10 protein-coding genes are annotated in these 13,817 nt (G+C 72.2%); 5 read left to right on the forward strand and 5 right to left on the reverse strand.

The features are described from left to right. Positions 1-76: 76 nt before the first annotated feature. Positions 77-1,003: a lytic polysaccharide monooxygenase auxiliary activity family 9 protein gene (locus N5I75_RS25670; protein ID WP_476681286.1), complete on the reverse strand. Its 927-nt coding sequence runs from the start codon at positions 1,001-1,003 to the stop codon at positions 77-79. Between the two features lie 209 nt (positions 1,004-1,212). Then, positions 1,213-2,022 carry a TetR/AcrR family transcriptional regulator gene (locus tag N5I75_RS25675; RefSeq protein WP_476681031.1) on the reverse strand — a complete coding sequence of 270 codons (810 nt, stop codon included), beginning with the start codon at positions 2,020-2,022 and terminating at the stop codon, positions 1,213-1,215. Between the two features lie 83 nt (positions 2,023-2,105). On the opposite strand from N5I75_RS25675, the gene N5I75_RS25680 reads away from it, so the two are divergent. Further along, complete coding sequence (locus N5I75_RS25680; protein WP_476681033.1) at positions 2,106-3,047, forward strand: aldo/keto reductase; 942 nt, start codon at positions 2,106-2,108, stop codon at positions 3,045-3,047. Between the two features lie 25 nt (positions 3,048-3,072). Here N5I75_RS25680 and N5I75_RS25685 read toward each other — a convergent pair whose 3' ends face one another. Then, positions 3,073-4,128, reverse strand: coding sequence for a lipoate--protein ligase family protein (locus tag N5I75_RS25685; protein WP_476681035.1), 1,056 nt, complete (start codon positions 4,126-4,128; stop codon positions 3,073-3,075). A gap of 313 nt (positions 4,129-4,441) precedes the next feature. Between N5I75_RS25685 and N5I75_RS25690 the strand changes: the two genes are divergently transcribed. The 3 genes from N5I75_RS25690 to N5I75_RS25700 all read left to right on the forward strand — a co-directional run bounded on the left by N5I75_RS25690 (position 4,442) and on the right by N5I75_RS25700 (position 10,996). After that, on the forward strand, positions 4,442-5,437 hold the full coding sequence (locus N5I75_RS25690) for an SGNH/GDSL hydrolase family protein (RefSeq protein ID WP_476681037.1): 996 nt from the start codon (positions 4,442-4,444) through the stop codon (positions 5,435-5,437). 181 nt (positions 5,438-5,618) lie between these two features. Next, positions 5,619-8,792 (forward strand): glycoside hydrolase family 2 TIM barrel-domain containing protein, encoded by a 3,174-nt coding sequence (locus N5I75_RS25695; RefSeq protein ID WP_476681039.1) that lies wholly within the window; start codon positions 5,619-5,621, stop codon positions 8,790-8,792. Positions 8,793-8,902: 110 nt separating this feature from the next. Then, a complete protein-coding gene (locus N5I75_RS25700) occupies positions 8,903-10,996 on the forward strand; it encodes a pectinesterase family protein (RefSeq protein ID WP_476681041.1) in 2,094 nt (697 codons plus the stop codon). 9 nt (positions 10,997-11,005) lie between these two features. Here the strand turns inward: N5I75_RS25700 and N5I75_RS25705 are convergent, their stop codons facing one another. Continuing rightward, positions 11,006-11,833: an alpha/beta fold hydrolase gene (locus tag N5I75_RS25705; RefSeq protein WP_476681043.1), complete on the reverse strand. Its 828-nt coding sequence runs from the start codon at positions 11,831-11,833 to the stop codon at positions 11,006-11,008. Positions 11,834-11,999: 166 nt separating this feature from the next. On the opposite strand from N5I75_RS25705, the gene N5I75_RS25710 reads away from it, so the two are divergent. Beyond that, positions 12,000-12,458 (forward strand): hypothetical protein, encoded by a 459-nt coding sequence (locus tag N5I75_RS25710; RefSeq protein ID WP_476681045.1) that lies wholly within the window; start codon positions 12,000-12,002, stop codon positions 12,456-12,458. Between the two features lie 63 nt (positions 12,459-12,521). On the opposite strand, the gene N5I75_RS25715 is transcribed toward N5I75_RS25710, so the two are convergent. Further along, positions 12,522-13,562, reverse strand: a complete 1,041-nt coding sequence (locus tag N5I75_RS25715) for a nucleotide-binding protein (protein ID WP_476681047.1) — start codon at positions 13,560-13,562, stop codon at positions 12,522-12,524. Positions 13,563-13,817 lie beyond the last annotated feature (255 nt).

Below are 13,817 nucleotides of genomic sequence, written 5' to 3' on the forward strand. Positions count from 1 at the left end.
TGGGATCCCCAGGTCGGTTGAAACGGCCTGGGGATCTTTGCGTTGATCGGCATTGTTCGGCGTTGTACGGCGTCGGTCAGCGTTCGTCGGTGCGCGGTTTGCGCAGGCGCAGGTGGAGGACCGTGCCGCCGAGCAGGGCTACCGCGCCGGTGGCCGCGAGGGTGCCCGCCTTGTTGAGGGTGGACGCGGCGTTCTGCTCGGAGGTGTCGGACGGCGTCGCCGCCACCGCCTGCTGAGTGCCGTGGTCCGCGTGTGTCGCATGGCCGGCGTGTGCCGCGTGGTTCGCGTGCGCCGCGGCCGGGACCGCCGCGCTGATCGAGCGCGCGGCGCTGGACAACCCGGTGACCTCGCCGTTGCCTCCGTCGAAGACCAGGTCCGAGCAGGAGAAGAAGTTCTCCTGGCTGTCGGAGCGGACCCACTGGACGAACATCATGTGGCGGCCTGTGCGCTGCGGCAGCTGCAGGTTCCAGTAGTAGTGGCCCGCTTCCGTGCCCGGGCCGCCGCTGTTGGGCGGGTTCGTGATGGTCTGCACCTGTTCCAGGTCCGCCCAGCGCAGCGGCTGCGCCGCGTCGAAGCCCTGCTTGGTGACGTAGACCCTGAACGAGCCCGGGTGGTGCGCCCAGTTGCTGTACTTCACCTGGATCGTGGCGCCGGCGGTCAGGTGGGTCACCGGCCAGTCGGTGCGGGCCGCGTTGTACGGGGAGAAGTTGTACGGGCTGCGGTCGCCCGCGCTGCACAGCTTGCCGTCGGCGACGTAGCCCTGGCCGCGGCCGCCCGCGTTCGAGTCGAGCACCGCGAACCAGTTGTAGAGCGGGGTCGTGCCGGCCGACTGCACCGCCGCCTTGCAGGCGGGGTTGGCCGGCATCTGGGTCGAGGAATGGGCGAGCAGGTCCTTGTAGCAGAGGTAGGTGCGGGAGCCGGGTGTCAGCGCCACGCCGTGCGCGGCGGCCGGGCCGGGGAACGCGAGGACTGCCGCCGCGGCCGTGCCCAGGGCACCGGCCAGGGCCGCGGCTCTCGCGGCGCGGGACGCGCGGGCTGCGCGGGCTGCGCGGGGCGCGCGACGTGTGCCGTCGGGGCGTAATTGGGGGATCGGGCGAGGAACAGTCACGGGACGTCTCCTTCGGGGGGCCTGGAGTTTCCGATGAGTGGCTCGCCCGGTGGTTGCCGCCGACGTCCCGAAGGTTGCCGCCCGTTCCCGTATTTTCTGTTCGGTCAGGCCGGTGCCGGGCGCAGCACGTCCACCACCAGGTCCTGCAACCGGGCTGTCTTCTCCGGGCAGTTGACCACCGTCGTGGAGAGGAAGACCCCGAGGAGCATCAGCGTGATCTCCCCGGCCTCGACGTCCGACCGCAGGGTACCCGCCCGTACCCCGGCGTCGAGGATCAGCGCGATCGCGGCGGTGATCCGTTCCCGGGTGGCCGGAGTCGCGATGGTGCCCGCGGCCCAGCCCGCCCGCAGCGTGTCCGACATGCCGCGCTTGGCCGCGCAGAAGGCGGCGTACCGCTCGACCCAGGCGCGCAGCGCGGCCTCGGGTGGCAGGTCGGCGAGGAGGACGGGCGCGCTGTCGACCACGGCGTCGAGCTCGGCGGAGTACAGGGCCTCGACGAGCGCCTCGCGGGTCGGGAAGTGGCGGTAGAGCGTGCCGATGCCGACGCCTGCCTCGCGGGCGATGGCGTCGAGCGGAGCGGCTCCGCCCGAGGTGGCGAAGGCTGCGCGGGCGGCGTCGAGGAGCTTCTCCCGGTTGCGGCGGGCATCGGCGCGGGGCGCTCGCCGCGCGGAGCCTGTCGGCTCGGCGGACCTGGCGGATTCCGGCGCGGCAGGGCTGGTGGACTTGGCGGATTCCGGCGCATCGGGGTTGGCGGACCCGGTGGTGGGCTCCGGCGCGGCGGGGTCCGCGGCCCCGGCGGATGGCGGCCCAGCGGGAGTGGCGGACTTGGCGGAATCGGGCAGAGCCGGGTCGGCAGGCGCGGCGGGATCAGGAACAGCCGGATCGGTGGGCTCGGTGGGATCTGACGGGGTCAAAACGGAGGCCCTCCGGTTAGTGGTACGGTCGCTATAACGGAGTCCCTCCGTTTACCCCATCGTCTCACGAGGGCGGCATCGTCATGGCTTCCACCAGCTCCCACGTCTCCGCTGACCCTGACCCCACTGGCCGTCCCGGCGGCGCCGGCACGCTCGCCGGCCGCACCGTCTCCCGTATCGGCTTCGGTGCCATGCAGCTCGAACGGCTCCGGGACGACCGCCCCGCCGCCGTCGCGCTCCTGCGCCGCGCCGTCGAGCTCGGCATCGACCACATCGACACCGCCCAGTTCTACGGGCACGGCTTCGTCAACGAGGTCATCGCCGAGGCGCTGCGCCCCGAGGACGACGCCATCGTCGTCAGCAAGGTCGGCGCCGAACCCGCGCACGACGGCCCCCTCCCGCTCCGGCTCGCCCAGCGGCCCGAGCAGCTGCGGGCCCAGATCGACGACAACCTCAAGAGCCTGGGTCTCGACCAGATTCCGCTGGTCAATCTGCGCCGCGCCGACACCGGCCCCGGGCTGCGCGCCGAGGGCGACCAGCTCGTCGACATGGACGATCAGCTCGCCGTGCTGACCGATCTCCGCGACGCGGGCAAGATCGGCGCGATCGGCGTCAGCAATGTCACCGCCGACCAGCTGCGCAGGGCGCTCCCCGTGGGCGTCGCCTGCGTGCAGAACGCCTACAGTCTCGTGGCACGCGGCGACGAGGACATGCTGCGCCTCTGCGTCGACGAGTCCATCGCCTGGGTGCCGTACTTCCCGCTCGGCAGCGCCTTCCCCGGCATGCCGAAGGTGACCGACGAGCCCGCGGTCGTCGAGGCGGCCAGGGCCCTCGGCCACACGCCCGCGCAGGTCGGCCTCGCCTGGCTGCTCCACCACGCGCCGAACGTGCTGCTCATCCCGGGCACCGCCGACCCGGAGCACCTGCGGGCCAACGTCGAGGCGGGCGCGATCGCCTTCGACGAGGCGACCCTGGCCGCGCTCGACGCCGTACCGACGCGCGACGGGGACATCGAGCTGCACTGACGCCCCGTGTCCTGCGCGAGGACGTCTACGGCACCCGCGCCGTCCACTCCGCCGTGCCGAACTTCGTCCGCACCAGTTCCTCCGCGCGGGCCCTCTCCGACTCCGTCACCCGGCCGTCGGAGAGCCCGTAGCGGGCGCGGAAGGAGTCGATCATGCGGGTGATGACCTCCTCGCGCGGCAGACCGGTCTGCCGGCGCAGGGGGTCGACGCGCTTCTTGGCGCTCTTCGTGCCCTTGTCGGAGAGCTTCTCCTTGCCGATGCGGAGCACCTCGACCATCTTGTCCGCGTCGATGTCGTAGGACATGGTCACGTGGTGGAGCACGGCGCCCTGCCCCGCCACGATCCGCTTCTGCGCGGCGCCCGCGACCTTGCCGATGTCCGTGGCGATGTCGTTGAGCGGCTGGTACCACGCCTTGATGCCCATGTCGCCGAGTGCTTCGAGCACCCAGTCGTCGAGGTAGGCGTAGCTGTCCTGGAAGGAGAGGCCCGAGACCAGGGACTCGGGGACGGCGAGCGAGTACGTGATCGTCGACTTCGGCTCGGCGAACATCGCGCCGCCGCCGGAGATCCGCCGCACCACGGTGACGCCGTGGCGGCCTGTGCCCTCGGCGTCCACCTCGTTGCGCAGGGACTGGAAGCTGCCGATGATCACGGCGGGGCGGTCCCACTCCCACACGCGCAGGGTCGGCGGGCGGCGGCCGAGCGCGACCTCCTCCACCATCACCTCGTCGAGCGCCATGTGCAGGACGGGGGACTGCGGGGCGTCGTGGATGAGCTGCCAGTCGTAGTCGCGCCAGTCGGTGGCCTGGGCGAGCGCGCGGCGCACCGCCGTGGCGACGCCCTCGGTGGTCAGGCCGAGCATGACGGTGCCGGGCGGCAGCGCCGCTTCGACGCGGGCGGCCAGCGCCGCGTGGTCGGCGTCGGCCGGGGCGCCCTCCAGGGCGGTGTTGATCGCCACGAGCGCGTCGTCCGGCTCCAGGAAGAAGTCACCGGCCACGCGGACGTCGCGCAGCACGCCGTCCGCCACCTCGACATCCGCGACGACGAGCTTGCCGCCCGGGATCTTGTACTCGCCGTGCACTGTGCGCCACCCTTCCGCTGCCGCGGACGTTCCGGGTCCGCGGCTTGTCGCCACCGCGGGCGTTTCCGGGTCCGCGGCTTGTCCCCACCGCGGACGTACGGGTCCGCAGCTTCTCGCCGCCGCGGGCACCTCGTACTCGCCACGGTTCTCACCTCTGCCAACGCTATCCGCAACCCGGACATTCCGGTTGGCGGCGCCTGTCCCCGGGGGCCGCCGCCGTTCCGGTGGAGCCCGCCGTACGTGACCGGACAGACCCTTGTCGCGGACGGGGCAGCCGGGGTGAAGTACCCGTATCCGACCCCGGGGGTGCGCGATGAGGGAGTACGTGCGCGGCGCCGCCTGGTGGGCGCCGGACGGCAGGCCCGTGCGGGCGGACCCCGCCGACCGGGACCGGCTGCCGGGCGACACCTGGGAGCGGGCCAGGACACCGGCCGGGGTCCGCCTGGAGTTCACGGCGCACGGCGTCACGGCGGTCGAGGTCGCGTACGAGGCGTGCGCACCGGCGGAGGCGGACACGCACCACGCCGTCCCGGCCGTGTTCACGGTGATCGGCGGCGTGGACGTACGGGCGCGCACCACCCCGGGCGCGCACGTCGCCCGGCTTCCGCTGCCGCGCCCCGACGGGACGTACAGCGTGCAACTCCCGCAGAGCATCCGGCCGTTGATCCGGGACGTGCGCCCGCTGGGCGGCGGCACCCTCGTGCCCGCCCCGCGCCGTCCGCGCTGGCTCGTGTACGGCGACTCGCTCGTCGAGGGCCGGGCCGCGACCCGGCCGCACTTCGCCTGGCCGTCCGTCGCCGCGCGGATGCTCGGCGTCGAGGACGTGAACCTCGGGTACGCGGGCGCGGCGCGCGGCGAACTCGCCTCCGCCCAGCAGATCGCCACGCTGGACGCGGATCTGCTGACCCTCGCGTTCGGCACCGACTGCTGGGCGGGTACGCCGCATTCGGCGCCGCTGCTGTACGAGACGGCCCGCGCGTTCCTTGCCGCCGTCCGCGCGGGGCACCCGCAGACCCCGCTGCTCGTGCTCTCCCCGGTGCTCCGGCCGGACGCCGAGGCGGCGCCGAACGCACTCGGCGCCACCCACGCGGCGTTGCGGGACGCGGTCGAGCGGGCCGCCCACGACGCAGCCGAGGGCGGCGACAAGCGGCTCGCGCTGCTGCCCGGCGGTGCGCTGCTCACCGCCGAACACCTGGTGGACGGGGTCCACCCGGGTGATCGCGGCCATCTGCTGCTCGCCCGCGCCGTGGCGAAGAGCCTCGCAGGCGTCGAGGGCGCGGCGACCGTACTTCCTCGAGGACTTTCGTAAGGCCCTTGACTATTGGCTGTTCGGAGACGAAGGATCCCTTCCGCACGCCAGTTGCTTTCTGGTCGAACCTGTTTGAATCCTGTGCGCCCAGACTCTGTGCGCCCAGATTCTGTGCGCCCGGATTCTGTGCGCCCGGACTCTGTTCGCCCGGATCCTGTTCGCTGTCGAGGGGACCCCGCTCATGCCTGTCACCCGTAGAACCGTGCTGGCCGCGAGCGCGGCCACCTCCGTCGCCGGAGCGCTCGCCGTACCCACCGCCGCGCACGCCGCCGACCGCACCGCCGAGCGCACCGGAACGGTCGGGCGCCGCACCGTCGAACTCACCGACGACTGGCGCTTCGCGCTCGTCGACCCGGGCGGCATCACCGACCCGACCGGCGCGTACGACGACGCCGAGCAGCCCGGGTTCGACGACTCGGACTGGCGCACGGTCGCGATCCCGCACGACTGGAGCATCGAGCAGACCCCGACCACCGACCACCACACCACCAGCGGCACCGGCTTCCTGCCGGGCGGACTCGGCTGGTACCGCAGGGCGTTCACCGTGCCGCGCGGCTGGGCGGGCAAGCGGATCTCCGTCGAGTTCGACGGCGTCTACATGGACGCGAACGTCTACCTGAACGGCCGGCTCGTCGGCAACCACCCCTACGGCTACACCGGCTTCGCCCACGACATCACCGACCTCGTGCACACCGACGGCCGCACCCCCGACGTCCTCGCCGTCGAGGTCCGCAACCGGCTGCCCAGCAGCCGCTGGTACTCCGGCAGCGGCATCTACCGCCACGCCCGCCTGGTCGTCACCGAGCCGGTGCACGTCGAGCGCTGGGGCACGTTCGTCACGACCCCCGATCTGGCCGCGACCCTCACCAAGGGGTACGCGACGGTCGACGTACGCACCTCTGTCGTGAGCGAGGCGGAGGAGGCGAACGAGGCGGACGAGGCGGACGCGGCGGACGGGGCGGACGGGGCGGGCAGGGCGCGGGACGTCACCGTCGTCTCCACCGTCCGCGACCCGAAGGGGCGGCGCGTCGCGCGGACCGAGTCCGTGCTCAAGGCGGTCACGGGCGGCGGCGCCACGGCGCACCACGAACTCCGCGTGCGCGCACCGCAGTTGTGGTCCGTCGAGACGCCCTCTCACCGGTACACGCTCGTCACCGATCTCCGCGTGGACGGCCGCACCGTCGACACGTACCGCACCCGCTTCGGCATCCGGCACGCCGTCCTCGACCCGGAGCAGGGGCTGTCCCTCAACGGCACCCACCTGAAGATCAAGGGTGTCGACCTCCACCACGACCTCGGCGCGCTAGGCGCCGCCGTGCAACGCGACGCCGTCCGGCGCCAGTTGAGCATCATGAAGAGCATGGGCGTCAACGCCCTGCGCACCTCTCACAACCCGCCCGCGCCCGAGGTGATCGAGGCCTGTGAAGACCTCGGCCTGATCATGCTGGTGGAGGCGTTCGACTGCTGGCGCACCGGCAAGAACACCTACGATTACGGCCGCTTCTTCGACGCCCACAGCGACGCCGACATCGCCGAGATGGTGCGCGCCGCCCGCAACTCACCGGCCGTCCTCATGTGGTCGATCGGCAATGAGATCCCCGACTCGACGCGCACCGAGGGCATCGCCATGGCCCAGCGCCTCATCGACGACATCAAGGCGCTCGACACGACGCGGCCCGTCGTCATCGGCTCCGACAAGTACCGCTCGCTGCCCGCCGTCGGCTCGCCCGCCGACCTGATCCTCGCCAAGCTGGACGGGCTCGGCCTGAACTACAACACCGCCGCCTCCGTCGACGCGCTGCACGCCCGCTACCCGCACCTGTTCCTCTTCGAGTCCGAGTCGTCCTCGGAGACGTCGAGCCGGGGCACGTACCAGGAGCCGCAGCACCTCAACACCGGCGAGAACCACACGCCGGGCAAGCGCGCCACCTCCAGTTACGACAACAACCTCGCCTCGTGGACGATGAGCGGCGAGTACGGCCTGAAGAAGGACCGCGACCGGCGCTTCTTCGCTGGCGAGTTCCTGTGGTCCGGCATCGACTACATCGGCGAGCCGACCCCGTACGACGTGTTCCCGGTGAAGGCGTCGTTCTTCGGCGCGGTCGACACGGCCGGGTTCCCCAAGGACATGTACCACCTGTTCCGCAGCCAGTGGACCGACGAGCCGATGGTGCACCTGCTGCCGATGGACTGGACGACGTACGAGCCGGGGGAGGAGGTGGAGGTGTGGGCGTACGCGAACGTCGCCGAGGTCGAGCTGTACCTCGACGGGCGCTCGCTGGGCGTGCGCACCTTCGACCGGAAGACGACGCTCGACGGACGGACGTACCTGGAGACCACGGAGGCGACCGGCGACGACAAGACCGTCACCACGGGCCCCTACCCCGGCAGCTACACCAGCCCGAACGGCAGCGCGGGCAAACTGCACCTGACCTGGAAGGTGCCGTTCGCGGCCGGTGAGCTGAAGGCGGTCGCGCGGCGGAACGGGAAGACCGTCGCGACCGACGTCCTGCGCACCGCCGGAAAGCCGCACGCGGTGCGGCTGACGGCCGACCGGAAGACGGTCGCGGCGGACGGGCGTGCGCTGGCCTTCGTCACCGCCGAGATCGTCGACGCGCGCGGGGTGGTCGTGCCCGACGCCGGGCACCTCATCGAGTTCACCGTCGCGGGCGGCTCCCTGGCCGGGGTCGACAACGGGCGGCAGGAGAGCGCCGAGCGCTACCAGGCCAGCACGCGCACCGCCTTCCACGGCCTCGCGCTGGCCATCGTCCGCGCGGGCACGAAGCCGGGCGCGCTCACCGTCACCGCGCGGGCGAAGGGGCTGCGCGCCGGAAAGGTCGCGGTGCGGGTGACCGGCCCGGCCGGCTCGCCCGTCACTCCCGCTACGAGGTTCGAGCCGGATCCGGGGCCCGGAGCGGTCACCTACCCGTGCGCGGACGCCAGTTACTCGGGCGCCACGAGCACCCTGCCCGCCGCCATGCTCGACGGCGACCCGGGCACGCTGTGGTCGAACGCCTTCCAGAAGGCCGCCACCGCCCTGCTGCCCGCCTTCGACGGGGCCCGGCCGCGCGACTGGGTCTCCGTGGCGTGGGGGGAGGAGCGGACCGTCGGCCGGGTCGAGGTGTCCTTCACGGTCGACGCCCGGCACGCGCTGCCCGCGTCGGTCGCGGTGTCGGTGGGCGGCGTCACCGTCCGGGACGCCGACATCGCGTGGGCGTCGGTGTCCGGCGAGCCGACCGTCATCACGTTCGACGCGGTGCGCGGCAGCGACGTCCGGCTCGACCTCGTGAGCGCCGCACCCGGCACGCGGGGAGGGGCGTTCGGAATCGGCGCGCTCGACGTGTCCGCCTCATGACCGCCATGACCTGACGCGGGGGCGGCAACCTTTCGGCGGCCGTACGGCGACTGCATTCCGGCCCGTGCCGCCCGGCACGGGCGCCCCCACACCACGGAGTGCGACCGCAGATGAGTGATCACCACAGCGATCCTCGCAGCAAGGCCGGGCACCGCCGGCGCCGTACCGTCCTCACCGCCGGGGTGCCGCTCGCGGCGGCTGCCGCGCTCGGCCTCACGCTCACCCACGCGGGCGGCGCGGACCGGGCCTCGGCGGCGACCACGACGACGACCGCCGGGGTGACCGCCGGGGCGGCGGCCTGGGCCGACGACGTGGCCGACGGGTTCGCCTCCGTCGACTCGCTCGGTCAGAAGGGCACGTACGGCGGGCGCGACGGCAAGACGGTCACCGTGAAGACACGGGCCGACCTGGAGAAGTACGCGACGGCGAGCGAGCCGTACGTCATCGTCGTCGCGGCCGCCATCACCCTCGACCCCGTCGGAAAGGAGATCAAGGTCGCCTCCGACAAGACGATCGTGGGCTCCGGGACCTCCGGGCAGATCGTCGGCGGCGGCTTCTTCCTCGGCACCGGCGTGCACAACGTCATCATCCGCAACCTCACGATCCGCGACACCTACCAGGGCGTCTGGAACGACAAGGACCACGACTTCGACGCCATCCAGATGGACGGCGCGCACCACGTCTGGATCGACCACAACGACCTGCGGCACATGGCCGACGGCCTCATCGACGTCCGCAAGGACAGCACCAACGTGACCGTCTCCTGGAACCGCCTCAGCAACGACAACAAGGCGTTCGGCATCGGCTGGACCGAGAACGTCGTCACCGACATCACCATCCACCACAACTGGATCCACGAGACCGAGCAGCGCAACCCCTCCACCGACAACTGCGCCCACGCCCACCTCTACAACAACTACCTCCAGGACGACCCGAACACCGCGATCACCTCCTCGTACGGCAACTACTCGCGCGGCAGGACCCGGATGGTCCTGGAGAACAGCTACTTCCAGGGCATCAACAACCCCGTCACGAAGGACGCCACCGCCACCGTCGTGCAGCGCGGCAGCGTCTTCTCCGGGACGAGCGGACGCAACGAGAGCGGGGGCACCGCCTTCGACCCGAAGGCGTTCTACGCGTACACGCTCGACAAGGCGGCGGACGTGCCGTCGGTGGTGAAGTCGGGCGCGGGACCCAAGAGTTCGATCGGTACGGCCTCGGCCTCGTCCACCGCGTCGGCGTCCACCGCGTCGGCGGCCGCCGCCACCACGCTGACCGTCGCCAAGGACGGCAGCGGCCAGTACAAGACGGTGCAGGCCGCCGTCGACGCCGTGCCCGCGAACAATTCCGCGCGCGTGGACATCCTCATCGCCCCCGGCACCTACCGCGAGACGGTCACCATCCCGTCCAACAAGCCGCACGTCACCTTGCGGGGCACGGGCGCCAGCCGCAAGGACACCACCATCGTCGAGGGCCACGCGGCGGGCTCGACCAAGCCGGACGGTTCGACGTACGGCACCTCCGGCAGCGCCACCGTGCACGTCCTCGGCGCCGACAGCCAGCTGCGCAACCTCAGCGTCACCAACGACTTCGACGAGGGCGCCAACCAGTCCATCGCCGGACAGGCCGTGGCCCTGCGCACCAATGCCGACAAGGTGTTCCTCGACAGCGTCATCGTCAGCGGCGACCAGGACACCCTCCTCGTCGACGGCGCCGGCAAGCGCGTCTACATGACCAACTCCTACGTCGTCGGCAATGTCGACTTCATCTTCGGCGGCGCCACCGCCGTCATCGACAAGTCCGTGATCACGCTGAAGAAGCGGTGGAACGGCACGTCCGCCGGGTACGTCGCCGCGCCCAGCACCGCCGCCGCGAACAAGGGCATCCTCATCAACCGCTCCACGATCGACGGTGACGTCTCCGCCAAGAGCTTCTACCTCGGCCGGAACTGGCACGCGGGCGGCAACGCGGCGCTCGACCCGCAGGCCACCGTCCGCAACTCGACGCTCGGCGCGGCGGTCAAGGCGACGCCGTGGACGGACATGGGCGGCTTCTCCTGGAAGGACGACCGGTTCGCCGAGTACAAGAACACGGGGGCCGGCGCGGGCTCGGCCAGTGCCGACCGGCCGCAGCTGAGCGACGCGCAGGCCGCGAACCAGGAGGTCGCGGACTGGCTGGGGGACTGGACGCCGACCGCCGGATGAGCGCGCGGCTCACCCCTCCGCGATGAAGTCCAGCAGGTCCTGATTGAGCTGTGCGGCGTGCGTGACGAAGATGCCGTGCCCCGCGTACGGGTACTCCTTGTACGCGGCGTCCGGCACGGACTTGGCGAGTCGCCGCCCGCACAGGTCGATCGGCGCGGAGGCGTCGGCGTCGCCGTGCACGATGAGCGTCGGCACGCGCAGCGCGGCGGCCTCCTCGCGCAGATCGGTGGAGAACGCGGTCCTGATCACCTCGACGGCGGCCTTGGCGGAGCAGTCGAGGCAGCGCTGCGTCATCCAGTCGAGGAGTTCGGCGGAGACCGCGTTGCCGAGGTGCGTGGCGAAGAACGCCTGCGCGTTCTGGGCCATCCAGCGGGGCCGGTCCCGGGTCCGTTCGGCCATCCCCGCCTCGAAGACGGCCGCGTCGATTCCCTCCGGATGGTCCGGGGTCCTCAGGAGCAGGGGAGCGGTGGTGGAGATCAGCGCGATCCGGCTGACGCGGTCGTGGCCGTGCCGGGACAGATAGCGGATGACCTCGCCGCCGCCCATGGAGTGCGCCACGAGCGTCACCTCGCGCAGGTCCAGGTGGTCGAGGAACGCGGCCAGGTCGTCGGCGAGCGTGTCCAGGTCGTACCCGTGCCCCACCCAGTCCGAGCGGCCATGGCCCCGGCGGTCGAACGAGACGCAGCGCAGGCCCTGTTCGTGTGCGGACAGCGGCAGCATCTGGAACTCCCACGAGCTGCTGCTGAGCCAGGCGCCCGCGACGAACACGACCGGCTTGCCCTGTCCCCAGTCGGTGTAGAAGAGGCTGGTTCCGTCGGAGCCTTCGAAGTACGGCATGAGCGCGTCCCTTTCAGCCGGTGTCGCTTGCGTGTCGCTGTCGCGGGATCACTCTCGTCCGTCGTGTGCGGCGGGTCGATTACGTGGGGGGTAAGGCCCCTGCGCCGGGCGTGGCGTGATCGGCTACGCTGCCGGTCTTCGATGGCATGTACACATGGGGGGAACCATGTCCTGGACGCGGGGACCGGCGCTGGCCGGATCGATAGTGGTGCTCGTGAGCGTGCTCGCGGGGTGCGGGGGCGACAGCGAGCCGCCGACGGTCAGCGGGGTCCGCGACACGGTGCGGCACGTCACGCCGCAGACCGTCCGGGACACCCGGCCGCGCATGGTCAAGAGCTGCGTGAGCGACAGCCGTCAGGTCAAGCACTCCAAGCGCAGCAACGGCAAAACGAAGACCTGGTACACGACCGAGAAGTACCAGAACTGCACGAACGTGCGCCGGGGCACCGAGTCGTACACCCGCGTCGTGCGCGCGGAACGCTGGTGCGTCGAACTCGACGACGTCGGTGGCCGGCCCGACCGGGACGATCTCTGGTACCGCGTCCGCCCCTCCGTCTACGACGAGATCAGAGCGGCGGACGAGCGGGCGGAGGTGACGTTCGAGTACGACGCGCGGGGCTGCTGAGCGCGCGTCGCACGTGGCTTGTCGTGCGTGGCTTGTCGTACATGCCTGTCGTACGTGTCTTGTTCACATGCGGACCGCCCGCTGGACGGCCTCGGCCGCGAGCTGGGCGGCGGCGCGGCGGGTCGTCGCGGCGAGCATGTCCGAGTGGATCGGGCCGCCCGCCGCGAGGTGCCGGTCGTAGGGCAGGTGGACGACGCCGACGCCGGTCTCCCGGATGTGGGCGGTGGCCGCGGTCAGGTCCAGGTTCTGGTCCGGGGCGCCCGAGGTGAGCGCCACGACGGTGGTCGGCAGCGTGGAGTGCGGCAGGTTGCCGAGCCAGTCCAGGACGACGCGGGTGCCGCCGACGCCCTCCGCCGTCATCGGGGCGACGACGATACGGGCGTGCGCCGTGTCCATCGCCGTACGGGCCACATCGCCCGGCAGCGTCTCGCAGTCGACGACCGTCATGGCGAAGTGGCGGCGCAGGGCGAGCGTGACCTCGCGGTAGGTGCGGACGTCGAGCGGGGGGCCCACGCGGCCCTGGCTCGCCGGGAGCAGCCAGCCGCCGTCCGGGAGCGGGACCAAGTAGCCCGTGATGTCCAGGAGATGCATCGACGGGGTCAGGATCCGGGCCAGTTCACCGGCCGACCAGCGCACCGACTGGGCGCCCAGCCGCACGGCCAGTGTGCCGAGTGCGGCGTCCGCCTCCAGGGCCAGAACGGGGTCCTGGCGGACGCGTTGCAGGGTGCGGGCGACCAGCGCGGCGGTCGTCGTCTTGCCGACACCGCCCCGGATGGACGTGACGGCGATGACCCGGCCCTTCGTCACCGGGTGCTGCAACTCCCGTACCCAGGGCCCCTCTTCACCCGCCGCCTGCGCCGATGACCGGGCCATCCGCCGCAACGACTGCCCGGACCGCCGCGCCACGGAGTCCCCGTACTGCGGCTTCCCACTCGCCTGCGCGAGCCGCGGATCGACGGTGAGGACGGGCTCGGGCGCCGGGAAGGCGATGTCCGTGCCGGGGCGCGGGCGGATGACGGGGGCGGCGGGGGCCGCGGGTGGCGCCGGGGGCAGCGGTGGCGGCGCGGGAGCGGTTGTGCCGGGCTGCGGCGCGGGGGGTGCCATGACGCTGGCGCCGGGTTCGTATCCCGGGAGCGGACGGGGGGTCGTGTCGATGACGGGCGGGGGCGCGGACACGGTGGTACGAGGCGTGGGGGCGGCGGCAGGGCCAGGGGACACGGTCACGGTCGGTTCCGGGGATGCGGGGCTGGGCACCGGGGCGGGGGCCTCGGGGGCGGCCGGCGGAGTGGCGTCGGGGGTCGCGGGGGCGAGGGGTGCTGGCGGCGCGGGCGGGGTGTCGGTGGGGTTCGCCGGGGGTGC

It is taken from the genome of Streptomyces sp. R818, assembly GCF_056172735.1.